Below are 23,291 nucleotides of genomic sequence, written 5' to 3'. Positions count from 1 at the left end.
TCACGCCTTTTCCGGAATGCTCGGTTCGGACAGCGATTCGCCGGCAGCCGTGCCCTTTCCGCCCGGCGCGCCGGCTGCAGCATCGCTGCCGGTGCCTACCCCCTCCGAGACTGAATAGGGCGGCTTGATGATCGCGGCAGCGGCGATCACGATCGGATCGAAACCGGCATCGCCCTGCGCCACCAGTTCGAAGAAGGCCTTGCGCATGCGCGGCTCCCAGAACTTGTTGATATGCGTGGCGACCCCCTCGACGCGGTCCTTCTCGGGCTGCGACTTGAAGAAGGTGGCGATCTGGTTGGCCATGCGCACAAGTTTGCCATTGGTGTTATCAAGCGACATCGGCGACGGCTCCCGGCTGAATGCGATCCATATGTGTGAAAACTTCAAAATCCTCGCCGCGCACCAGAGCTACCAGCGTCATGCTGGCTTCGTCCGCCGTGCGGATGGCAAGCGCCGTCGGCGCCGATATGGCGATGATCATCGGACTGCCGATGATCGCCGTCTTCTGCACCATCTCGACCGAGACGCGGCTGGTGACGACGACTGCCCCGTCGGCTCCGGAATAACCAGCGCGCGCGGCAGCACCGACCAGCTTGTCGAGCGCATTGTGCCGGCCGACATCCTCGCGCACGGCGATCAGCCCCCGCCCCGGCACATAGAAGCCGGCGCCATGCACGGCGCGGGTTTCAAAATGCAGCGGCTGCTGGCCGTTGAGAAGGGCGACGGCCTCGACGATCTGCGCCTGTGACAGTTGGAGAGTTGAGCCTGAAACGGACGGCGCCAAGCGCACCGCCTGCTCGATCGATTCAATGCCGCAGAGGCCGCAGCCGACCGGGCCGGCCATATGCCGGCGGCGCGCGGTGAGCGCGTCGTTCTGCGCATCCTTGAGCACGATCTGCAGGTCGATGCCCTTGTCGTCTGCGACGGCCTCGATCGATTCGATATCGGACGGGCCAGTGATGATCCCCTCGGTCAGACTGAACCCGACGGCAAAATCCTCGAAATCACCGGGTGTCGCCATCATCACGGCATGGGTGGAGCCGCCGTAGGAGAGCGCCACCGGTGTTTCCTCCGGCACGACCCGGGTTCCGGCTGAAATTTTGCCGTTGCGACGGGCGGTTTCGGGGACAGTTTGGGTGGTTTTGAATTGGGTCATGCGGCAAACGTCCTCTTTTCCCCGGCGGGGAGAAGGTGGCGCTCAGCGCCGGATGAGGGGGGCGAAGCCACCTTCCCTGCACCATAAATTTTTTCGTTGCGCAACGAAACCGTGGTCATCTTTGATTACGGCATTCGCCGACCCCCTCATCCGCCCTTCGGGCACCTTCTCCCCCCTGGGGAGAAGAGGATACCGGCGGCACATGCCTCAGCCGACCTCTCCCCATAAAGAAGACCGGTCCTGACTTGACAGAGGGGGGTAAACAGCAAATTCCGGCCATCCCCTACTCCGCAGCCTCCATCTTGCCGGCGATGCGGCGCGAATGGCGCGCCTGTTCGTCATAGTCGATCTGCCACTGCGACGGGCCGTTCGATGGCGAGATCTGCACGGCCGTGACCTTGTATTCCGGGCAGTTAGTCGCCCAGTCGGAGAAGTCGGTGGTAATCACGTTGGCCTGCGTCGTCGGGTGGTGGAAGGTGGTGTAGACCACCCCGGTGGCGACCCGGTCGGTGATCAGCGCCCTGAGCGTCGTGTCACCGGAACGGCTCGACAACCGCACCCAGTCACCATCGCGCACGCCGCGCACTTCGGCGTCATGCGGATGGATCTCCAGCCGGTCCTCCTCATGCCAGACGACATTTTCGGTGCGCCGCGTCTGTGCCCCGACATTGTACTGGCTGAGAATACGGCCGGTGGTCAAAAGCAGCGGGAAGCGCGGGCCGGTCTTCTCATCGGTCGCGACATATTCGGTGCGGATGAACTTGCCCTTGCCGCGCACGAAACCATCGATATGCATGATCGGCGAACCGAGCGGCGCCTTCTCGTTGCAGGGCCACTGCACCGAACCCATCTTTTCCAGGTACTCGTAGGACACCTTGGCAAAGCTCGGCGTCGTCGCCGCGATCTCGTCCATGACTTCGGACGGATGGCTGTAGGCCCAGTTCAGACCCATCGTCTGGGCGAGCTTCTGCGTTACTTCCCAGTCGGCAAAGCCGTTGCGCGGCGTCATCACCCGGCGCACGCGGTTGATGCGGCGCTCGGCATTGGTGAACGTGCCGTCCTTTTCGAGGAAGGTCGAGCCCGGCAGGAAGACGTGGGCATAATTCGCCGTCTCGTTCAGGAACAGGTCCTGCACGACGACGCATTCCATCGCGGCGAGGCCCGCCTGCACATGTTTGGTATCGGGATCGGACTGCAGAATATCCTCGCCCTGGATGTAGATGCCCTTGAACGACCCGTCGACGGCGGCATCCAGCATATTGGGAATGCGCAGGCCCGGTTCGTTGGAAATCGTCACGCCCCAGAGCTTTTCGAAGGTCTCGCGCGTCGCATCGTCGGAAACGTGGCGGTAGCCCGGAAGTTCGTGCGGGAACGAGCCCATGTCGCAGGCGCCCTGCACATTGTTCTGACCACGCAGCGGGTTCACGCCGACGCCGGGACGGCCGATATTGCCGGTGACCATGGCCAGATTGGCAATCGCGATGACCGTCGTCGAGCCCTGGCTGTGCTCGGTGACGCCGAGACCGTAATAGATCGCACCATTGCCGCCGGTGGCAAACAGCCGGGCGGCACCGCGAAGCTCTTCCGCAGACACGCCGGAGAAAGCTTCGATCGCTTCGGGGCTGTGCTCGGGCAAGGATACGAAGCCGGCCCAGTCCTCGAATTCGGACCAGTCGCAGCGCTCGCGGATGAACTGCTCGTCGGCCAAGCCCTCGGTGACGATGACATGCGCCAGCGCCGTCATGACGGCAACGTTGGTGCCCGGCTTCAGCGGCAGGTGATGCGCGGCCTTGATGTGCGGCGACGAAACCATGTCGGTGCGGCGCGGATCGATGACGATCAGCTTGGCGCCCTGGCGCAGCCGCTTCTTCAGCCGCGAGGCAAAAACCGGGTGGCCGTCCGTCGGATTGGCGCCAATGATGATGACGACATCCGTATGCTCGACCGAATCGAAATTCTGCGTCCCGGCCGAGGTGCCGAAGGTGGCGCCAAGACCATAGCCGGTCGGCGAATGGCAGACGCGGGCGCAGGTATCGACATTGTTGTTGCCGAAACCGGCGCGGATCAGCTTCTGGACGAGATAGGTTTCCTCGTTGGTGCAGCGCGACGATGTGATGCCACCGATCGATTCGCGGCCATACTGGTACTGGATGCGGCGAAACTCAGACGCCGTATGGGCAAAAGCCTCTTCCCAGGAGACTTCACGCCAGGGATCGGTGATCTTTTCGCGGATCATCGGGTTGAGGATGCGCTCCTTGTGGGTCGAGTATCCGTAAGCAAAACGCCCCTTGACGCAGGAATGGCCGCGATTGGCCTGGCCGTCTTTCCACGGCACCATGCGCACCAGTTCCTCGCCGCGCATTTCGGCCTTGAACGAACAGCCGACACCGCAATAGGCGCAGGTGGTGACAACAGAATGTTCGGGCTGGCCGATCGCGATCACCGATTTTTCCGTCAGCGTCGCGGTCGGACAGGCCTGCACGCAGGCGCCGCAGGAGACACATTCCGATTCCAGGAAGCTTTCATGCATGCCGGCCGAAACGCGGGAGCCGAAACCACGCCCCTCGATGGTCAGCGCAAAGGTGCCCTGAACCTCTTCGCAGGCACGCACGCAGCGCGAGCAGACGATGCACTTGGACGGATCATAGGTGAAGTACGGGTTGCTCTCGTCCTTCGGCATCCACTTGGCGTTCATGCCATCCGTGCCGCGCACCTTGACGTGGTTGTCGCCTTCATAACCATAGCGCACATCACGCAGGCCGACCGCACCGGCCATGTCCTGCAATTCGCAGTCGCCATTGGCCGCGCAGGTCAGGCAATCGAGCGGGTGGTCGGAAATATAAAGCTCCATCACGCCCTTGCGGATATCCTTGAGGCGCGAGGTCTGCGTGTGCACGACGATGCCGGGTGCCACAGGCGTGGTGCAGGAGGCCGGCGTGCCGTTGCGGCCTTCGATCTCGATCAGACAGAGACGGCAGGAGCCGAAAGCATCGACCATGTCGGTGGCACAGAGTTTTGGCACCTGGATGCCGGCCTCCATCGACGCGCGCATGATCGAGGTGCCCTCGGGCACGCTGATCTCATTGCCGTCGATCGTCAGCGTCACCATCTTTTCGGCGCGCGATGCAGGGGTACCAAAGTCGATTTCAGGAACCATGCTCATCGTGTCGCTCCCATTGTTGTAACCGGGGTCAGTCTCTCGCGCGCCGTTTGCGCAACCTGTTCGATAAGTTCGAAGGGCAGGTCCTTTTCGAAGGCCGTGAATGTCATCCGGTTGTCTTCGTCCGAATAGAAGACTTCAAGCATCACGCGCTGTTGGTTTCCGATTTTCTCGCTCACTTCGATATACATCCCGTCGCGTTCGACATCGCTGCCCCGCACAGACTCGAATTTTCTCCCGCCGAACTCCATCATTCCGCCGCCTCTACCAGAGGTGCCGGCGCAAAATCGTCCGGGAAATGGTTCATGGCACTCATCACGGGATAGGGCGTGAAACCGCCAAGCGCGCAGAGCGAGCCGAACTTCATGGTGTTGCAGAGGTCGGTGAGCAGCGCCTTGTTCTTCTCGGGCTCGATGCCCATGGCAATCTTGTCGGCGGTTTCAACGCCGCGCGTCGAGCCGATGCGGCAGGGCGTGCACTTGCCGCAGCTTTCGACAGCGCAGAATTCCATGGCAAAACGCGCCTGTTTCAGCATGTCGGCCGTATCGTCGAAGACAACGATGCCGGCATGACCGATCAGGCCATTCTTCGCAGCAAATGCCTCGTAGTCGAACGGCGTATCGAACAGCGCACGCGGGAAATAGGCGCCGAGCGGACCACCGACCTGCACGGCCTTGACCGGACGGCCGGTTGCCGTACCGCCCCCGATCGTATCGATGATTTCGCCGAGCGTCAGGCCGAAAGCCGTCTCATAGAGACCACCTTGCTTGACGTTGCCGGCGATCTGGATCGGGATCGTGCCGCGCGAGCGGCCCATGCCGAAATCCTTGTAGAACGCAGCTCCCTTGTCCATGATCACAGGCACGGAGGCCAGCGAGATCACGTTGTTGATCACGGTCGGACAGTTGAACAGACCTTTGTGCGCCGGCAGCGGCGGCTTGGCGCGCACAATGCCGCGCTTGCCTTCGAGGCTGTTGAGAAGCGCCGTTTCCTCGCCGCAGACATAAGCACCGGCGCCGGTGCGAATTTCCATGTCAAAGACATGTGCCGAGCCAAGCACGGATGCACCGAGAATGCCGGCCGTGCGGGCAATCTCGACGGCCTGCGTCATCGTTGCGATCGCATGCGGATATTCCGAGCGCAGATAGACGAAACCCTTGCGCGCGCCGGTCGCGATGCCTGATATCACCATGCCCTCGATCAAGACGAAGGGATCGCCCTCCATGATCATCCTGTCGGCAAAAGTCCCGCTGTCGCCCTCGTCGGCATTGCAGACGATGTATTTGCGGTCGCCGGCTGTATCGAGAACCGTCTTCCACTTGATCCCGGTCGGAAAGCCCGCGCCGCCACGGCCGCGAAGACCGCTCTCAGTCACCTGCACCACGATGTCGGCAGGCGCCATAGCCACGGCGTTCGTCAGCCCGGTGAGACCGCCATGCGCCTTGTAATCGTCAAGCGATAGCGGGTCGATGACGCCACAGCGAGCAAAGGTCAGACGCGTCTGGTTTTTCAGAAACGGCAGGTCCTCGGTCTTGCCGAGACAGAGTGCATGGTTCGCACCCGTCATCAGGCCGCCATCAAAGAGGGAGGCAACATCGGACGGCTTGACCGGACCGTAGGCAACACGACCCTGGGCCGTCTCGACCTCGATCATCGGCTCCAGCCAGAACAGGCCGCGCGAACCATTGCGGACGATCGTCGCATCCAGCGAGCGGGCTGAAATTTCCGAGGCAAACGCTCTGGCGACCTTTTCGGCACCAACGGAAAGCGCAGCGGAATCGCGGGGGATATAGAGTTTCACGGTCATGCGCGTGCCTCCGCGACCAGTTCGGCGACAGCGGCAGCATCCAGCCTTCCGTGCACCTCACCGTCCAGCATGGCGGCGGGTGCGGTGGAACAGAGCCCGAGACAGTAGACCGGCTCGAGTGTCACCGTGCCATCCAGCGTCGTCTGGTGGAAATCGATACCGAGCAGCTTCTTGACCGTCTCTTCCAGCGCCATGCCGCCCATCGACTGGCAGGCCTCGGCCCGGCACAGCTTCAGCACATGACGGCCGGCCGGATGGTCGCGGTAATCGTGATAGAAGGTTACGACACCGTGCACTTCGGCGCGCGACAGGTTGAGGGCGCGGGCAATCACCGGCATGGCCTCCGGCGGCACATAGCCGAATTCGGCCTGGACAGCATGCAGGATCGGCAGCAAAGGCCCCTCGAGCGCCTTCATCTCGTCGACGATTTCGAGGGTGCGCGCGCCGATATCACGGCTCGCAAAATGCAAATTCATAACAAGACCTCCCGCACGGCACGACCATTCGCCTCAGACACAAGAAGACGCAGATGACGATGCCGAATACACTCCCGACCCAGATGCAGCGCTCCTCCAGAACCTCTGCACATGGCCATGCCAGAAAGACCGCAAACGCAGTCTTTCGCTTGATTTCAAGAGCTTCGCAGTCATGGCAGACAGGGTCAATACAGCACATTCGTCGCCTGATAGAAAAAACCTATCAAACCCGAGATGCAAGCGTCGCCTCGGCCTGAATACGGGCCTCATGCAGAAGTGCGGAGACCAGCGGCGTGAACGGTTCGCGGTAGGTCGCAACCAGCCCCACCGTATGATGCGCATCGGGTTCGACGATCGGAATCGTTCTGATATCCTCATGAAATCCAAAGGATTTTGCCACATTGAGCGGCATGATGCTGGCCCAACGGCCGGTGCGAACATGCGAGAAAAGCACGATCATCGAGTTGGATTCCAGCGTCGGCGAGACCGTCACGCCGGCCTCCGCAAAATGCTGGTTTATAATCCGCCTGTTCTGCATATCGGCCGTCAATAGACAAAGCCGAACGTTGCCGACCTCCTTCCAGGAAACGCTTTTCCGGTCTGCCAGCTCGGACCCGATGGCGGTCACCAGATGATAGCGCTCGACCTGCAGGGGCACACTGGTGACGCGGCCGAGCGGTTCGTTTTCCAGATAGGTCAGCCCAGCATCGATCTCGAGGTTCTCAAGCAGGCTGAGGATTTTCAGCGAGGTGGTGGACAGCACAGAGAAGGTGACATCAGGATGTTTTTCCTGAAACGGTGCGGTAATCATCGGCACCATGGCCAGCGTCGTCGGGATCGCCGCCAGCCGGATATGGCCGGAAAGACCGGTGCGCGCGGCGCGCATCTCCTCGCGCATGGTGCGGGCATCGCCGACGATCCTGCGTGCCCATTCGAGCACGCGTTGGCCCTCGGGCGTTAACCCCTGAAAGCGCGACCCGCGGCTGACGAGCATGACACCGAGCTGATCTTCCAGTTGCCGGATCGCCGCCGACAATGTCGGCTGAGTGATGCCGCAGGCTTCCGCGGCCCGGCCGAAATGCCGTTCCCGCGCCAGCGCGATGAAGAACTCCAGCTTGTCGATCATACGATCAGCTGCCCGCCATTCACCTCCAGTACCTGGCCCGTGATGTAGCCTGACAGCGCATGGGCCGCGAGGAAGAGATAAGCGGGCGCGCAGTCCTCCGCCGTACCGAGGCGCTGCAGGGGGATGGTCTTGCGCGTGCCCTCCAGTTTTTCAGGCGAAGAATAACGCGCATGGAAGTCTGTGGTGATGGTGCCGGGCGAGACGCAGTTGACCCGGATCCCCTCCGGCGCCAGTTCGCGGGCAAGCGCCTTGGAATAGGTCGAGACGAAAGCTTTGGACGCCGAATAGATCGCCGAACCCGGGCTGCCGCCGGTCAGCGCCGAAATCGACACGGTGTTGACGATGGATGCATGCGTGCCCTTGCGCAACAGCGGCAGGAGTGCCCGCGTCGTCTCGACAACGGCGGTCTGGTTGAGCTGCACCACCGTCTGATATTGCGCATCCGTCAGCTCGCCGGCCGGAAAACGGCCAACCATCGTGCCGGCATTGTTGACCAGCACATCGACGCTGGCAAACCTCGACCGGATCTCTTCAGACAGCGCATCGACACCGCCGGGGCTGAGAAAATCGGCATGGGCGACAAAGGCCCGGCCTTCCTCCATGGCCGTCTCGAGAAAATCCGGAATGTCCTCGGACGGCCTGTCCATCGACGATTTGCGACCGGCATGCAGGAACACCCGCGCACCGCAATCCAGGAACTGCCGCGCCACTTCCAGACCGATCCCGCGGCCGGCGCCGGTGACAACAACATTCGTTCCCTTGAACAAGGACGGGTGAAACATCTGAAAACCTCCCCAGGTGAAACGGCAGGCTGTCGTATACCGCCGGAAATTGCAACGGCCACGCAGCGCCGCCCTGCATTCGGATCTTCTGATTCGAACGCGTTTATGAAATTGCGCTGCTTTCGTTTTTGCATATTATGAAAAAAAACGAAAATGTCGGGGAGGCATCCATGTATCTGACAGGACGGCAGGCGGAAATTCTGGAGCTGGCCAAATCGGAGGGCCGCGTGCTCGTGGACGAGCTGGCGAGCCGCTTTTCCGTGACGCCGCAGACCATTCGCAAGGATCTGAACGACCTTTGCGACGGGCGCGTGCTGACCCGCATCCATGGGGGGGCCTTGTTTCCGAGCGGCAATGAAAACGTCAAGTATGAGGCCCGACGGTCGATCGCGGCCATCGAAAAGCAGACGATCGGCCAGGCCGCCGCCGCGCTCATCCCCGACAATTCCTCGCTTTTCATCAATATCGGCACCACGACGGAAGCCGTCGGCGAGGCGTTGCTCGACCACAAGGAATTGATGGTCATCACCAACAACATCAATGTCGCCAATCGCTTGCGGGTTTTCCCCTCGATCGAGGTGGTGATTGCCGGCGGCGTCGTGCGCGGCGCCGACGGCGGCATCGTCGGTGAAGCCGCCGTCGATTTCATCCGCCAGTTCAAGGTCGACTACGCCGTCATCGGCGCCTCGGCGATCGACCAGGACGGCGCCCTCCTCGACTTTGACTATCGCGAAGTGAAGGTGGCGCAGGCGATCATCGCCAATGCGCGCCACGTCATTCTGGTTTCGGATTCGACCAAATTCGAACGCACCGCGCCTGTTCGTATCGGCCATATTTCCCAGGTCCATACCTTCATCACCGACCATTGCCCGCTCGAGACGGTTCGCACCATCTGCGTTGAGCAGGACGTGCGCCTGATCGAGACAAACGCCGCCTCCTGACCCTCAGACTCACAGCGGGATTTCTTTCAACATTCGTTTGACATTCGAAAGATTTTCGTTTTAACTTGTTTTACTTTCGCATCTGCGCAGTGTTGTGCGATGCGAAAAGTTCCTGGAGGGGGATGCAGTGCCTGAGCAGAATACACACGACATCTTCGTGATCGGTGGCGGCATCAATGGATGCGGCATTGCACGCGATGCGGTCGGGCGTGGCTACTCTGTGGCGCTCGCAGAGATGAACGACTTTGCCTCCGGCACCTCCTCTGGTGCAACCAAACTCATCCATGGCGGCCTGCGGTATCTCGAACATTACGAGTTCCGGCTGGTGCGCGAATCGCTGATGGAGCGCGAAGTGCTCTGGGCGATGGCGCCGCACATCATCTGGCCGATGCGTTTTGTCCTGCCCTTCCACAAGGGCGGCATTCGTCCGGCCTGGCTCATTCGCCTCGGCCTCTTTCTCTACGATCATATCGGCGGACGAAAGCTGCTGCCGGCGACACGCACGCTCGACATGCGACGCGATCCCGCTGCAAAGCCGCTCAAGGCACTCTTCACCAAGGCCTTCGAATATTCCGACGGCTGGGTCGACGATGCACGCATGGTGGTGCTCAACGCCCGCGACGCCGCCAATCGGGGTGCGACGATCATGAGCCGCAGCCGCGTCACTTCGGCGCGCCGCGAAAACGGGCTGTGGAAGATCGACGTTCAGGACAAGGCGACCGGCACCATGCAGAGCTTCAGGGCCCGCATGCTGATCAACGCCGCCGGCCCCTGGGTCGACGTGGTGCTGTCCAACACATTCGGGAAGAACCAGGTTCACAATGTCCGCCTGGTGCAGGGCAGCCATATCGTCGTCAAGAAGAAGTTCGACGACCCGCGCGCCTATTTCTTCCAGAACCCCGACGGCCGCATCATCTTCGCCATTCCCTACGAGACCGACTACACGCTGATCGGAACCACGGATCGCGATTATACCGAGGACCCGAAGAACATTCGCATCACGGAGGAGGAAATCAACTATCTCTGTGACGCGGCAAGCGAATATTTTGCCGAACCGGTGACGCCCGACGACATCGTCTGGACCTATTCCGGCGCCCGCCCGCTGTTCGATGATGGCGCAACCAAGGCCCAGGAAGCGACGCGCGACTACGTGCTGAAGGTCGAAGGCGAGCCGGGCGAGCCCCCGCTGCTCAATGTCTTTGGCGGCAAGCTGACCACCTATCGCCGGCTTGGCGAACATGCGCTGGAAAAGATTGCCGAATCGATCGGCGAAAAGGGTGCGCCCTGGACCGCGAAGAGCAAGCTGCCGGGCGGCGATTTTCCGGCAACCGGCTACGAGGCCGAAGTGGCAAAATTGAAGAGCGGCTTCGCCTTCCTGAGCGAACGCCATGCCCGCCGGCTCGTGCGCCTCTACGGTACGCTCGCAACCGCCCTTTTGGGAAGCGCGACAACGACCGCTGACCTGGGCCGGAATTTCGGATCCGATCTCTACGAAGTCGAGGTCCAGTGGCTGATGGCGCAGGAATGGGCGCGGCATGCCGACGATATTCTCTGGCGCCGGACCAAGCTCGGATTGAAATTGACCCCGGCAGAGGCCGACGGTCTGGAGGACTACATGCGGGAGACGATACGCAACGTCGCTTGAGTGTGATGTGCGCATGATGCTGTCCATGGCTGGGAGGAAGCTTTAGGAATGCTGGAACTGAAAAACATAACCAAGGTTGTGGGTGCGGACACGCATATTCACCCCACCAACCTTGTGCTGGAGCGGGGCTCGCTCAATGTCCTTCTGGGCCCGACGCTCTCAGGCAAGACGTCGCTGATGCGGCTGATGGCCGGCCTCGACAAGCCGACGACGGGCTCCGTGCATTTCGACGGCAAGGATGTGACCGGCATGCGCGTTCAGGATCGCAGCGTCGCCATGGTCTATCAGCAGTTCATCAACTATCCCGCCATGACTGTCTATGAGAACATCGCATCGCCGATGCGCATTTCCGGCAAGGACAAGGCGACGATCGACCGCGAAGTCCGCAAGGCGGCCGAGTTGATGAAGCTGACACCGTTTCTCGAGCGCACGCCGCTCAACCTGTCCGGCGGCCAGCAGCAGCGCACGGCCCTTGCCCGCGCCATCGTCAAGAATGCAAGCCTCGTGCTGCTCGACGAACCGCTCGCCAATCTCGACTACAAGCTGCGCGAGGAACTGCGCGAAGAACTGCCAAAGCTGTTTGCCGCATCCGGCTCGATCTTCGTCTATGCGACGACCGAACCGGGTGAAGCTTTGCTGCTCGGCGGCAGCACCGCGGCCCTGAACCAGGGCCGGATCAGCCAGTTCGGCACGACAATCGATATCTACCGCCGGCCAACGGATCTTGTCACCGCGCGGACCTTTGCGGATCCGCCGCTGAACACCATCGACCTCATAAAATCCGGCGCCGGTTTTCAGCGCGACGGCGTGACCGTGCTGCCGGTCCCGGCGCATCTGGCGTCGATGGCAGATGGTCCGTGCACTGTCGCCTTCCACCCGCACCATCTGTCGCTGACGCGCCCGCACGAAACCTCCGCCACGCTGCCGGCAAAGATCATCATTGCCGAGATCGCCGGATCGGAAAGCTTCATCCACGTCGATTCCGCCGGCTCGCGCTGGGTCATGCTGGAACACGGCATTCACGACATCGAACCGGATACGGCGGTCGAGCTTTTCGTCGATACCCGCCATCTCATGGTCTTTGGATCCGACGGTCGTGCGATCGGCGGTTCGGCCGATGGCCATTCTGCGCGGGGAGCGTGAGGAGAAAATCATGGCACGCATCAATCTCGAGCATATCCGCCACGCCTATGGCCCCAATCCCAAGAAACCTTCCGATTATTCGCTAAAGGAAGTGCATCATGAGTGGAACGACGGCGGCGCCTACGCCCTGCTAGGGCCCTCCGGCTGCGGCAAGACCACGCTGCTCAACATCATTTCCGGCCTTTTGCAGCCCTCCGAGGGCAGGATCCTGTTCGACGGCAAGGATGTCACCAATCTGTCGACCCAGGACCGCAACATCGCGCAGGTGTTCCAGTTCCCGGTCATATACGACACGATGACGGTCTACGACAATCTGGCCTTCCCGCTGCGCAATCGCCGCGTTCCCGAAACCGAGGTCGATCGCCGGGTCAAGGAGATCATCGAGATGATCGGCCTGTCGGACTGGTCGCGGAAAAAGGCACAAGGCCTGACCGCCGACCAGAAGCAGAAAATTTCGCTTGGTCGCGGCCTGGTTCGCTCCGATGTCAGCGCCATCCTGTTCGACGAGCCGTTGACGGTCATCGATCCGCACATGAAGTGGGTGCTGCGCTCTCAGCTGAAGCGCCTGCACAAACAGTTCGGCTTCACCATGGTCTATGTCACGCACGACCAGACCGAAGCGCTGACCTTCGCCGACAAGGTCGTCGTCATGTATGACGGCGAAATCGTCCAGATCGGAACGCCAGCCGAACTCTTCGAGCGGCCGAGCCACACCTTCGTCGGTTATTTCATCGGGTCACCGGGCATGAACGTGCTGCCGGCCACGGTCGAGGGAAGCGCGGTCCATCTGGGCGGCCAGACAATCAATCTCGGCTTTGCGCCGAAGATCGCGAGCGGCGCCAGGACCGAGCTCGGCATTCGCCCGGAATTCATCAGGCTTGGCCGCGAGGGCATGCCGGTGACGATTTCCAAGGTCGAGGATATCGGCCGCCAGAAAATTGTCCGGGCGCAGTTCGCGGACAAGCCGATCGCCATCGTCGTCCACGAGGACGGAGATATTCCATCCGATCCGCGCGTCACCTTCGATCAGGCCGCCATCAACATCTACGCCGATAGCTGGCGCGTGCCCGACACGTCACGGGTTGGGGGGGGAGCCTGATCATGCAGAAGACCTGGAACAACAAAGCCTGGTTCATGGTTCTGCCGGTGCTGGTGCTGGTCGCCTTCTCGGCGGTGATCCCGCTGATGACCGTCGTCAACTATTCGGTACAGGACACTTTCGGCAACAATGCATTCTTCTGGGCCGGCACCGACTGGTTCACCGACGTGCTGCAGTCCGATCGCTTCTGGGATGCGCTGCAGCGCAACCTGCTGTTCTCCGGCATCATCCTGGCCATCGAGATACCGCTCGGCATCCTGATTGCGCTCAACATGCCGAAAAAAGGCCTTGGCGTGCCGGTCTGCCTCGTGCTGATGGCCTTGCCGCTGCTGATTCCGTGGAACGTCGTGGGCACCATCTGGCAGGTCTTCGGGCGCGTCGATATCGGCCTGCTCGGCTATACAATGGCGGCGCTTGGCATCCAGTACAACTACGTCAACAATGTCTTTGATGCCTGGGTAACGCTGATCGTCATGGACATCTGGCACTGGACGAGCCTTGTCGTGCTGCTCTGCTATGCCGGTCTCGCCTCCATTCCGGATGCCTATTACCAGGCGGCCAAGATCGACGGCGCGTCGCGCTGGGCGGTGTTCCGCTATATCCAGCTGCCGAAGATGAAACGCGTGCTCCTGATCGCCTTCCTGCTGCGCTTCATGGACAGTTTCATGATCTATACCGAACCTTTCGTCATCACCGGCGGCGGTCCGGGCAATGCAACGACATTCCTGTCGATCGATCTCGTCAAGACGGCTATCGGCCAGTTCGACCTCGGTCCGGCAGCGGCACTCTCGCTCATCTACTTCCTGATCATCCTGTTGCTGTCATGGATCTTCTACACCGTGATGACCAACAGCGATGCGCAGACCTGACGGCCGGGGGAGGACAAGACAATGACCACAGCAACACAATCTGCACCAATGGCATCCGGCGGCGTCAGGCTTTCCTGGCTCGTGCCCACGCTCTATATCCTGTTCCTGCTCCTGCCGATCTACTGGCTGGTGAACATGAGCTTCAAGACCAATACGGAGATCACGGGGACCTTCTCGCTCTATCCACACGACCCGACGCTCAGAAACTATGCCGTGATCTTCACCGATCCGTCCTGGTACAAGGGTTACATCAACTCGATCATTTACGTGGTGATGAACACGGTCATCGCGGTCTCGGTGGCGCTGCCGGCAGCCTATGCCTTCTCGCGCTACCGCTTCCTCGGCGACAAGCACCTGTTCTTCTGGCTCTTGACCAACCGCATGGCGCCGCCGGCCGTTTTCGCGCTGCCCTTCTTCCAGCTCTATTCGGCCTTCGGCCTGATCGACACGCATATCGCGGTTGCGCTTGCCCACTGCCTGTTCAACGTGCCGCTGGCCGTCTGGATCCTTGAAGGCTTTATGTCGGGCGTGCCGAAGGAGATCGACGAAACCGCCTATATCGACGGTTATTCCTTCCCGAAATTCTTCGTCAAGATCTACATTCCGCTCATCGCGTCGGGCATCGGGGTCGCCGCGTTCTTCTGCTTCATGTTTTCCTGGGTGGAGCTTCTGATCGCCCGCACACTGACGACGACCGACGCCAAGCCGATCGCCGCCATCATGACGCGCACGGTTTCTGCCTCGGGTATGGACTGGGGCGTGCTTGCAGCAGCCGGCGTGCTCACCATCATTCCGGGCGCGATCGTCATCTATTTCGTGCGAAACTATATCGCCAAGGGCTTTGCCCTGGGGAGGGTGTAATGGCCATTTTGTCTCAACGTCGCAACCGCTGGCCACTGGCGCTGGCAGGCGTGATTGCCGTCTATGGCATCGCCACAGCCACGCTGGTCATGAGCCTGCCGGTCAAGGATGGTGTGCGCGACTGGTTTGCGCCGCTGGTTCCCGGCGGCTGGATGGCCTGGTCCTTTCCAGGCGCCATGTTCTTCCTGACGATCTTCGCACTTCTGTCGCTGATGGCCGTCTGGGAATATGCCAGCCCAGGTGGCAATCCGCGGGTCGGCATCCTGCGCTTCGAAACGACGCGCGGCGACCGGCTGTTCATCTCGCTGCTCGGCAGCGCCTTCATTCATCTCGCATGGCTCGGGCTTGATGGCCCCAGCCTGTGGTGGGCCCTTGCTCTCTCGGTCGTCTACGCCATCGGCGTGTTCAAACTGGTCTGAGACAAGGGATACGAAATGGGTGATCCCGGGCAACCTTGATCACTCGGACGTGCAGTCGCAAACCCTTAAGAGGAGGATTAAGATGCGAACGCAATTACTCACGACAACGGCAGCAATGTTGTTGGCATTCACCGGGGCCGCATTCGCGGGCATGGATGAGGCCAAGACATTCCTGGATGCGGAAATCGGCGACGTTTCGACGCTCGACCGCGCCGCCCAGGAAGCTGAAATGCAATGGTTCGTCGATGCCGCCAAGCCGTTCACCGGCATGGAAATCAAGGTCGCTTCGGAAACCCTGACGACGCATGAATACGAATCCAAGACGCTGGCTGCTGCCTTTGAGGCGATCACCGGCATCAAGGTGACGCACGACCTGATCGGCGAAGGCGACGTGGTTGAAAAGCTGCAGACCCAGATGCAGACCGGCGAGAACATCTACGACGCCTATGTCAACGATTCGGACCTGATCGGCACCCACTGGCGCTACCAGCAGGTGCGCAACCTGACCGACTTCATGGCCAATGAAGGCAAGGACGTCACCAGCCCGACGCTGGACCTGGCCGACTTCATCGGAACAAGCTTCACGACGGCGCCGGACGGCAAGCTCTACCAGCTTCCGACCCAGCAGTTCGCGAACCTCTACTGGTTCCGTTATGACTGGTTCAACGACGAGAAGAACAAGGCGGACTTCAAGGCGAAGTACGGCTATGACCTCGGCGTTCCCGTCAACTGGTCTGCTTACGAAGACATCGCCGAATTCTTCACCGGTCGCGAAATCGACGGCAAGAAGGTCTTCGGCCATATGGATTATGGCAAGAAGGACCCGTCGCTCGGCTGGCGCTTCACCGACGCCTGGCTGTCCATGGCCGGCAACGGCGACAAGGGCATTCCGAACGGCCTGCCCGTCGACGAATGGGGCATCAAGGTCAACGAGAAGTCCCAGCCTGTCGGTTCCTGCGTTGCGCGTGGCGGTGACACCAACGGCCCCGCATCGGTCTACTCCATCCAGAAGTATCTGGACTGGTTGAAGGCCTACGCACCGCCGGAAGCACAGGGCATGACCTTCGGCGAAGCCGGACCGGTTCCGGCCCAGGGTAACGTCGCACAGCAGATGTTCACCTACACGGCCTTCACGGCCGACTTCGTCAAGGAAGGCCTCGCCGTCGTCAATGCGGACGGCACGCCGAAGTGGCGTTTTGCTCCGAGCCCGCACGGCGTCTACTGGAAAGACGGCATGAAGCTCGGCTATCAGGACGTGGGTTCCTGGACGCTGATGAAGTCGACCCCTGAAGACCGCGCCAAGGCCGCATGGCTCTATGCGCAGTTCGTGACCTCGAAGACTGTCGATGTGAAGAAGAGCCAGGTTGGCCTGACGCTGATCCGCGAAAGCACGATCCAGCACCAGTCCTTCACCGACCGGGCACCGAAACTCGGTGGTCTGATCGAGTTCTATCGTTCGCCGGCCCGCGTTCAGTGGTCGCCGACCGGAACCAACATCCCTGACTATCCGAAGCTGGCCCAGCTTTGGTGGCAGGCAATCGGGGATGCATCTTCTGGCGCCAAGACCGCCCAGGAAGCCATGGATTCGCTCTGCGCTGAACAGGAAAAGGTCCTGTCGCGTATCGAACGCTCTGGCATTCAGGGTGATATCGGCCCGGCGCTCGCCGAAGAGCATGATCTGGCCTACTGGAACGCGGAAGCCGTCAAGGCCGGCAACCTCGCGCCTCAGCTGAAGATCGAGAACGAAAAAGAACAGCCGATCACCGTCAACTACGACGAACTGGTCAAGAGCTGGCAGAAATAAACCAGTTCCGATCCCCCTGCTTGCAGGACGGCTAGACAACAGGCATCGCTCGGAAGGTTCCACCTTCCGGGCGATGCCATTTGAGGGTGATGTGTTTGATGGCCATGCCTTGCAGGGCGATTGCCCGCGTGCATCAGGAATCAGCAGGGCGGCGGCCACTCGGCGATTGCCCGAAACGCTCGCGGTAGCGCCGGGCGAAATGTGAGCGCGAGACATAACCGGCCGCTTCTGCAGCGGCAAGACTGGACGCGCCGGACGCCAGGGCGCTCTGGCCGGCACGCAACCGCTCGGAACGCACAATAGCGCGAAACGACGTGCCTTCTGCCGCAAGACGCCGGCGCAGCGTCGAGGCGCCGAGCCCGAGATGCATGGCAACCCGCTCGACCGTCCAGGGTTCGGACGGGGCGCTGCCGATCAGCCAGCCCACTTCCCCCGGCAGGCCGACCGAAAACAGTGGGCCGGCGGCAGGGATCGGCCGCAGCAGTGTCAGCACCTCCATCAACCGCACGGCCTTGACCGCTTCGCCCAGGGCATTGCTGCCAATCGCCGTTGCAGCATGCACAAGCGTATCCGCGAGATCCCGATCGAGCGGTATGCGGAACTGTCTTTGCCCCTCGCGACCGTCCCCCCTTTCGACGGCCGTCAGCGGCGCCATGCCGGCGGGCAGGGCCGGCATCTCCAGCAGCAGCGATTCATACGAGGATGTCGGCCCGGCGGGGATATTGACGACATCCATCGGCACACCGGCGGGCAGAACGAAGACCGTCCCCGGCTCGAACAGATGAACCGTATCGCCCAGCCAGACCTCCTTTCGGCCGCGCAGGAGGATGCCGATCAGCGGACAAGGCAACATGATCGCTTTCAACCTTTCGTGGTCCAGGGTGCAATAAGAAAACAGTTGCGTGCCATGTGCATAGCGGCCGGCCGTGCCGTTCGGCGCCATCATCGGCCGCAGCCGTTCCACCAGCATGGAGCGGAGATGGGCGTCGCCAGTGCTCTTGTCGTGCATGTTCATGAAAAGGACGATACTGCAGGACGATCCGGGAAAAAACCGCTTCCATGAGCGTTTCGGGCTCAAAATCGATCGATCCGGAACCTTGGCACGGCGCAAGATGCGTCAAAAGCAGTCTCCCATCCAAGGAGACGACCATGAACCCGATTGCATCCATCCTCTTCGCCGGCGCGGCCCTCATGACATCCGCCGCCCATTCCGCCGATGTCGAACTCTGGCGGCTCGATTGCGGCGAGATCGAGGTCCGCGACCTCTCGCTGTTTTCCGATACCTATAATCATGCCGGCGAAAAGCGGACACTGACCGACAGCTGCTACCTGATCCGGCACGATCAGGACTACATGCTCTGGGATGCCGGATTGCCGGCAGCGCTCCTCGGTGCAAAGCTGGACCCAACCGCCGTCCTGGCGCCGACGCTGGCCGTAGACCTTCCGACCCAACTGGCAGAGATCGGCGTCAAGCCCGAACAGATAGGCCGCCTCGGCATCAGCCACAATCACTTCGACCATGTCGGACAGGCCGCGCGCTTCCCGCAGGCGACCTTGATGATCGGCGCTGCCGATCTCCGCGCAGTTCAAGACCGAACCGCTGCCCTTCGGCGTTGATCCGGCCTTCATCAAGCCCTGGCTCGACGGCGGATCGAAGGTCGACGCGCTCTCCGGTGATCGCGACGTCTTCGGCGATGGCACCGTGACCATCCTGTCGACACCGGGCCATACACCCGGCGAAACGAGCCTTCTCGTTCGCCTCGCCAAAACCGGTGCGGTCATCCTGTCCGGCGACGTGGTCCATTTCGAGGAGCAATTCGAAAATCGCGGCGTGCCCACCTTCAACTTCGACCGGGCACAAACGCTCGCCTCCATGGAACGGCTGACCGGGATCGCCAAGGCGCTCGATGCGACGCTGATCGTGCAACACGAGGCCGAGGACATCGCCAAGCTGCCGACCTTCCCGGAAAGCGCCAGATAAAGATCCGAGATCCGGAAAACAGACAAAGGGCGGGCGCACACGGCCCGCTCGACGCCCGTCTTCGGCTTGACCCGGTCGATCCGTGGCCCTATCCGAGAAGAATGGACAGCACGACGGATCATACCCTGGAGAGGAAGACCGCATTCAAACGGCTTCGCCGTCGCCTGCGCTCCCTGTATTTTGGCAGTCATCCGGTCGCGATCCGCTTCCAGATCGCCATGGCGCTGCTGGATATCGCCATCATCGGGTTCTTCATCGCGTCCCCGCATCTCGGGCGGGGTAATGTCTTCCTCGTCATCGACTACGGCATTGCCCTGCTGATCGCCTTCGAACTCGCTGCACGTGCCATCATCGCACCGAATCTGCGCTACTGGGCAGCAAGGGGCATGACCTGGGTCGACCTGATCATCCTTGCGACCCTGCTTTTCCCGACGCTTCTATCGAGCTTTGCTTTCCTGCGCTTCCTGCGGATCTGGGTGCTTGGCCAGAGCAAGCTGTTGAAGCTGCTTCTGCTGAGAGCCGGTTATGGCCGGATCGAAGATGTCGTTCAGGCCTGCGTCAACCTGCTGACCTTCCTCTTCCTCGTCACCGGTTTCGTCTACACGACCTTCTATGGTCGCGAACCGAAGATCACCAATTTCATCGATGCGCTGTACTTCACCGTGGCGACGGTGACGACCACCGGTTTCGGCGATGTGACGCTGCCCGGCACGCTCGGCAAGATCACTTCGATCATCACCATGATCTTCGGCATTTCGCTCTTCGTCCGCCTCGCCCAGGCTGTGGTGCGGCCCTACAAGGTCGTGCACCCCTGCCCCCAATGTGCCCTGCAGCGGCATGATACGGACGCCGTACACTGCAAGGCCTGCGGCCATATCCTGAACATTCCTGATGACGGGGACTGACGTGCATGGGCAGCAGTCGGGCGGATCGATTGTGCAGTGCAGTCGAATCATGCGATACGGGAGTGGAATTTTGTTCTGACCCACTGCCGCAGCATCGCCAGGCCGGTCTGGTCTTCGGCCAGCTGCATGGCACCATTGAAACAGCGTGTACCGAGTATAGTCCCGTCTCTCGCGATCGCGGAAATCTGCATCATGACATGGCCTGCCTTTTTCCTGTCGATCTATACATTGATCGGTCTGCTCTTCCTGGATAGCACCTATCGGGAAGGAAGCGCCGCAGGCGGAGAATGGGACTGGCTTCGTCTTTTCGGGCTCCTCCTGTGCCTCGTCTGGCCACTGGCTCTGGTTTGGGTGCTGATATCAGCGTACAAACATCGTCAGGCGGGCGGATAAGACGGCAGGCGGGGAGTTCGGATTTCGGAATGGAGCAGAAGCGGGAAAACCGGTCGGGAAAGTTCTTCTTTCTGCTGGCGGTGATGACGGTCTTTGCTGCGATTTTCGCAACGGTTCTTCTCGCCAACAACAGCCGCAATCTAAAAACCCTGCTGGATTATGTCGGGTTTCCGCATGTGGCACCCTCCGTACCTCGGTCGATAGAGCGGAAATCCCCCTTTGGAGAACGGCGCGAGCGTCTGCCAGCGCCGCGGATCACCCTGCCCGCACACGCATTTTCGGATTTCAGCGCCGAACAGCAGCGTTTCGTTCGCCTGATCCAGAGCGATCCGCAAACCCTGTGCGATCGCATGCGCAGCGGCGGCTTCGCCGACCTGACCTGGACGGTGAGCAGCGCCGGCAAGGACAGCTGGGAATGTTCGTCCATGAACACCCTGCCAAAGACTGCGGCCGAGGAGACGATCGCCTCATCCGTCTTCATTGCCATCAAGGGCGACAACCAAAACCGCGTTACCTCCTTCCGGATCAAGATGAACATCGAGCAACCCGCAGATCGCGAACAGGTGGCGCGCCTGGGGGGCGAGGCGGTGATGATCTTTCTGCGGCAAGTGCGTTGGGGCGACAGCGCCGACGTTCTCGAGAAGATCGAGGCGCTTGAGAATTTCGACATCCGCAACTTTGGCAGCCGGATCCAGTTGAAGAAAGAGTTCGGCGAGGTCCCCCGCTACAATTTCCTCGCCAGCCAGGCCGCCGATCGCCGCACGCAAAAGCTGGAGGTCCGCTATTTCGATCGCTCGGAATGGTTCCCTTTGCCGGATGGCGCGGCAGATCCGCTATCAGGTGGCATTATTCCCGGCGAAGGCGCGGTGCCCGGGGAAATTTCATTGCCGAAAAGAGACACGTCCGAAACGAATCGCTAGGCCCCGGGCCGAAACACCCTGTCGAACCGCTGCAATTCGCGGCACATCGACCTAAATCGATTCAATTTATTCGCGCATAGATTGCGTTTCCAGCACCCGGAGCCCCTGCGTTTTCGCAGGGCAGCCTTGAACCATTATGGGACGTCCTTGCAGCAACCCCCTGTGACATAAGAGAACAGGCCCAAAATTGGTCCATTCTGAACCGCTGCAAATTAACCACAACACCGACAATAGCACCTTTACCCGGTTGTCAAAGTCGATCATATTTAATACATCATTAAACAGCTTAATCGCCTTATGAGGCGCAAGAAATTTCCAGGGACGATACAACCACGGTCACAATGCATGCATACAGGATAGCCTGCATGTTGCCCGTTCGTTTGTTTTAAGAGTTTTAAACGGCAACTTTGTTCGAACAATATTTGAGCCCGCGGTCAAAATTTTGCCGTGTGTTGTCTGTCAAAAGTGCCAGGAGTATTTGAAGCAATGACAGAGAAGATGATGCTACAACAATCAACGGTTATCGGAAGCGACGTCAGTCGGTTGGGAAGAGCGATTTCTTCAAGGCAAATTGCTGCCCTGCAGAAGACCGGACGGCGTGCAGACGACAATAATTTTTACATCAATCCCGCAGCAGCGCCCAACCGGCCGGTTCATCTGGCGATGAAGCGCGGTGTCGATATTTTCGGCTCATTCTGCGGTCTGCTTGTGCTGTGCCCGGTGATCTTGATCATCGCCCTCATGATCAAGCTCGAAAGCAAGGGCCCCGTTTTCTTTCGCCAGTTGCGAACGGGCCTCAACGAAACACCATTCGAAATTCTCAAGTTCCGGTCCATGTTTACCGATCTCGGAGACGAAAGTGGTGTCTGCCAGACGGTCAGCAATGATCCGCGCATCACGCGCGTCGGTCGTTTCCTGCGCAAGACCAATCTCGATGAACTGCCGCAGCTCTGGAATGTTCTGATCGGCGACATGTCGCTTGTCGGTCCCCGTCCGCATGTTCCCGACATGCTGGCGGCCGGCAGGAATTATGCGGATCTCGTTCAGGGCTATGAAAACCGCCACCTGATGCGCCCGGGCCTTACCGGCCTTGCACAGGCCCGTGGTCTGCGTGGACCGACATCAAACCGTTGGAAGGCGATCCGCCGGATCGTCTGCGACGTTGAATATGTCCGCAATTTTTCGCTGCTGCTCGATTTCAAGATCATCATCCGCACGGTGATGAATGAATTGAAGGGTGGCACGGGCTTCTGACAGGAACGCCTGGCACCGCCATCAAAGGATTGAACAAGGCCCGACTGGAAACAGTCGGGCCTTTGTTTTTGGCGCCTTCGGTCGTCTAACGGTCGATGCGGGTCGACAGGATGATTGACGACAGGGTTCGCTCGACACCGTCGAGATCGCCGATGCGGTCGATGATCCCGTCCAGTTCGCTGATCGAGGTCGCCGCCACGATCGCGATCAGATCGAAGCTGCCGCTCACCGAATGCAGGGTCTGGACCTCCCTGATCGCCGCCAGCGCTGGCGTGACGCGGCCGAGCGCCTTGGGTGCCAGCGTGATCAAAAGATGCGCCCGGACGATGCCGCGCTCGAAATCCTCCGACAGTCGCACACCATAGCCGGTAATGACCCCATCCCGTTCCAGCCGCTCGATCTTGGTCTGGACCGTCGTCCGCGACAGGCCGAGCCGGCGGGCAATCTCCGCCGTCGGCATGCGTGCATTCTCGCTCAGAAGCGAGAGCAACTGCCGATCCTTGTCAACCAGCGTCATTTTGCCGAAGTCTCCCGTCTTTATGACCAATGT

Annotated in this window: 23 protein-coding genes and 1 pseudogene; 13 read left to right on the top strand and 11 right to left on the bottom strand. The window is 60.7% G+C overall.

The genetic code is table 11. The features are described from left to right. The 8 genes from AX760_RS13175 to AX760_RS13140 form a co-directional block, all read right to left on the bottom strand. Nucleotides 1–339: a formate dehydrogenase subunit delta gene (locus tag AX760_RS13175; protein ID WP_071833352.1), complete on the bottom strand. Its 339-nt coding sequence runs from the start codon at nt 337–339 to the stop codon at nt 1–3. Continuing rightward, nucleotides 329–1,156: a formate dehydrogenase accessory sulfurtransferase FdhD gene (fdhD, locus tag AX760_RS13170; RefSeq protein WP_071833351.1), complete on the bottom strand. Its 828-nt coding sequence runs from the start codon at nt 1,154–1,156 to the stop codon at nt 329–331. The genes AX760_RS13175 and fdhD overlap by 11 nt, the downstream gene beginning before the upstream one ends. A 283-nt stretch (nt 1,157–1,439) precedes the next feature. After that, entirely contained in the window at nt 1,440–4,319 is a 2,880-nt protein-coding gene (fdhF, locus tag AX760_RS13165; RefSeq protein WP_071833350.1) for a formate dehydrogenase subunit alpha, read from the bottom strand. Continuing rightward, a complete protein-coding gene (locus AX760_RS13160) occupies nt 4,316–4,570 on the bottom strand; it encodes a hypothetical protein (protein ID WP_071833349.1) in 255 nt (84 codons plus the stop codon). Before AX760_RS13160 ends, fdhF begins: the two co-directional genes overlap by 4 nt. After that, complete coding sequence (locus AX760_RS13155; protein ID WP_071833348.1) at nt 4,567–6,123, bottom strand: formate dehydrogenase beta subunit; 1,557 nt, start codon at nt 6,121–6,123, stop codon at nt 4,567–4,569. The genes AX760_RS13160 and AX760_RS13155 overlap by 4 nt, the downstream gene beginning before the upstream one ends. After that, nucleotides 6,120–6,599, bottom strand: coding sequence for a formate dehydrogenase subunit gamma (locus tag AX760_RS13150; RefSeq protein WP_071833347.1), 480 nt, complete (start codon nt 6,597–6,599; stop codon nt 6,120–6,122). Before AX760_RS13150 ends, AX760_RS13155 begins: the two co-directional genes overlap by 4 nt. A gap of 223 nt (nt 6,600–6,822) precedes the next feature. After that, the gene (locus AX760_RS13145) at nt 6,823–7,725 is read right to left on the bottom strand and encodes a LysR family transcriptional regulator (RefSeq protein WP_071833346.1); all 903 of its coding nucleotides are present in this window, start codon (nt 7,723–7,725) and stop codon (nt 6,823–6,825) included. Next, nucleotides 7,722–8,507: an SDR family NAD(P)-dependent oxidoreductase gene (locus tag AX760_RS13140; RefSeq protein WP_071833345.1), complete on the bottom strand. Its 786-nt coding sequence runs from the start codon at nt 8,505–8,507 to the stop codon at nt 7,722–7,724. The genes AX760_RS13145 and AX760_RS13140 overlap by 4 nt, the downstream gene beginning before the upstream one ends. A gap of 170 nt (nt 8,508–8,677) precedes the next feature. On the opposite strand from AX760_RS13140, the gene AX760_RS13135 reads away from it, so the two are divergent. The 8 genes from AX760_RS13135 (at nt 8,678) to AX760_RS13100 (ending at nt 17,288) form a co-directional block, all read left to right on the top strand. After that, nucleotides 8,678–9,448, top strand: coding sequence for a DeoR/GlpR family DNA-binding transcription regulator (locus AX760_RS13135; RefSeq protein ID WP_071833371.1), 771 nt, complete (start codon nt 8,678–8,680; stop codon nt 9,446–9,448). A 127-nt stretch (nt 9,449–9,575) separates the two neighbouring features. Beyond that, complete coding sequence (gene glpD, locus AX760_RS13130; RefSeq protein ID WP_071833344.1) at nt 9,576–11,093, top strand: glycerol-3-phosphate dehydrogenase; 1,518 nt, start codon at nt 9,576–9,578, stop codon at nt 11,091–11,093. 48 nt (nt 11,094–11,141) lie between these two features. Further along, nucleotides 11,142–12,236, top strand: a complete 1,095-nt coding sequence (locus AX760_RS13125; RefSeq protein ID WP_071833343.1) for an ABC transporter ATP-binding protein — start codon at nt 11,142–11,144, stop codon at nt 12,234–12,236. Between the two features lie 10 nt (nt 12,237–12,246). After that, the gene (locus AX760_RS13120; protein ID WP_071833342.1) at nt 12,247–13,335 is read left to right on the top strand and encodes an ABC transporter ATP-binding protein; all 1,089 of its coding nucleotides are present in this window, start codon (nt 12,247–12,249) and stop codon (nt 13,333–13,335) included. A 2-nt stretch (nt 13,336–13,337) separates the two neighbouring features. Beyond that, nucleotides 13,338–14,204 (top strand): carbohydrate ABC transporter permease, encoded by an 867-nt coding sequence (locus AX760_RS13115; RefSeq protein ID WP_071833341.1) that lies wholly within the window; start codon nt 13,338–13,340, stop codon nt 14,202–14,204. Between the two features lie 21 nt (nt 14,205–14,225). Beyond that, nucleotides 14,226–15,065: a carbohydrate ABC transporter permease gene (locus AX760_RS13110; protein ID WP_071833340.1), complete on the top strand. Its 840-nt coding sequence runs from the start codon at nt 14,226–14,228 to the stop codon at nt 15,063–15,065. After that, nucleotides 15,065–15,484 carry a DUF2160 domain-containing protein gene (locus tag AX760_RS13105; RefSeq protein ID WP_083531177.1) on the top strand — a complete coding sequence of 140 codons (420 nt, stop codon included), beginning with the start codon at nt 15,065–15,067 and terminating at the stop codon, nt 15,482–15,484. Before AX760_RS13110 ends, AX760_RS13105 begins: the two co-directional genes overlap by 1 nt. Before the next feature lie 82 nt (nt 15,485–15,566). Continuing rightward, nucleotides 15,567–17,288: an ABC transporter substrate-binding protein gene (locus AX760_RS13100; protein WP_071833339.1), complete on the top strand. Its 1,722-nt coding sequence runs from the start codon at nt 15,567–15,569 to the stop codon at nt 17,286–17,288. A 133-nt stretch (nt 17,289–17,421) separates the two neighbouring features. Here AX760_RS13100 and AX760_RS13095 read toward each other — a convergent pair whose 3' ends face one another. Continuing rightward, nucleotides 17,422–18,303 (bottom strand): helix-turn-helix domain-containing protein, encoded by an 882-nt coding sequence (locus AX760_RS13095; RefSeq protein WP_245295013.1) that lies wholly within the window; start codon nt 18,301–18,303, stop codon nt 17,422–17,424. Between the two features lie 134 nt (nt 18,304–18,437). On the opposite strand from AX760_RS13095, the gene AX760_RS27725 reads away from it, so the two are divergent. The 3 genes from AX760_RS27725 (at nt 18,438) to AX760_RS13085 (ending at nt 20,174) form a co-directional block, all read left to right on the top strand. Then, nucleotides 18,438–18,905, top strand: coding sequence for an MBL fold metallo-hydrolase (locus AX760_RS27725; RefSeq protein WP_245295012.1), 468 nt, complete (start codon nt 18,438–18,440; stop codon nt 18,903–18,905). A gap of 85 nt (nt 18,906–18,990) precedes the next feature. Further along, the gene (locus tag AX760_RS27720) at nt 18,991–19,269 is read left to right on the top strand and encodes an MBL fold metallo-hydrolase (RefSeq protein ID WP_245295011.1); all 279 of its coding nucleotides are present in this window, start codon (nt 18,991–18,993) and stop codon (nt 19,267–19,269) included. A gap of 101 nt (nt 19,270–19,370) precedes the next feature. After that, nucleotides 19,371–20,174 carry a potassium channel family protein gene (locus AX760_RS13085; protein ID WP_071833338.1) on the top strand — a complete coding sequence of 268 codons (804 nt, stop codon included), beginning with the start codon at nt 19,371–19,373 and terminating at the stop codon, nt 20,172–20,174. A 47-nt stretch (nt 20,175–20,221) separates the two neighbouring features. Here the strand turns inward: AX760_RS13085 and AX760_RS27215 are convergent, their stop codons facing one another. Further along, nucleotides 20,222–20,368, bottom strand: a complete 147-nt coding sequence (locus AX760_RS27215; RefSeq protein ID WP_175552060.1) for a hypothetical protein — start codon at nt 20,366–20,368, stop codon at nt 20,222–20,224. 228 nt (nt 20,369–20,596) lie between these two features. On the opposite strand from AX760_RS27215, the gene AX760_RS13075 reads away from it, so the two are divergent. Next, nucleotides 20,597–21,487 (top strand): DUF6030 family protein, encoded by an 891-nt coding sequence (locus AX760_RS13075; RefSeq protein ID WP_071833336.1) that lies wholly within the window; start codon nt 20,597–20,599, stop codon nt 21,485–21,487. Nucleotides 21,488–21,973: 486 nt separating this feature from the next. Beyond that, nucleotides 21,974–22,702, top strand: a pseudogene (locus tag AX760_RS13070) (sugar transferase); the annotation flags it as partial. Nucleotides 22,703–22,826: 124 nt separating this feature from the next. On the opposite strand, the gene AX760_RS13065 reads toward AX760_RS13070, so the two are convergent. Beyond that, nucleotides 22,827–23,258, bottom strand: a complete 432-nt coding sequence (locus AX760_RS13065; RefSeq protein WP_071833335.1) for an Lrp/AsnC family transcriptional regulator — start codon at nt 23,256–23,258, stop codon at nt 22,827–22,829. Between the last annotated feature and the right edge of the window lie 33 nt (nt 23,259–23,291).

This window comes from Pararhizobium antarcticum (assembly GCF_001885585.1).
GTDB lineage: Bacteria > Pseudomonadota > Alphaproteobacteria > Rhizobiales > Rhizobiaceae > Pararhizobium > Pararhizobium antarcticum.
The sequence above is the reverse complement of the archived record's forward strand: the minus strand, read 5'-3'. Positions and strand labels throughout refer to the sequence as shown.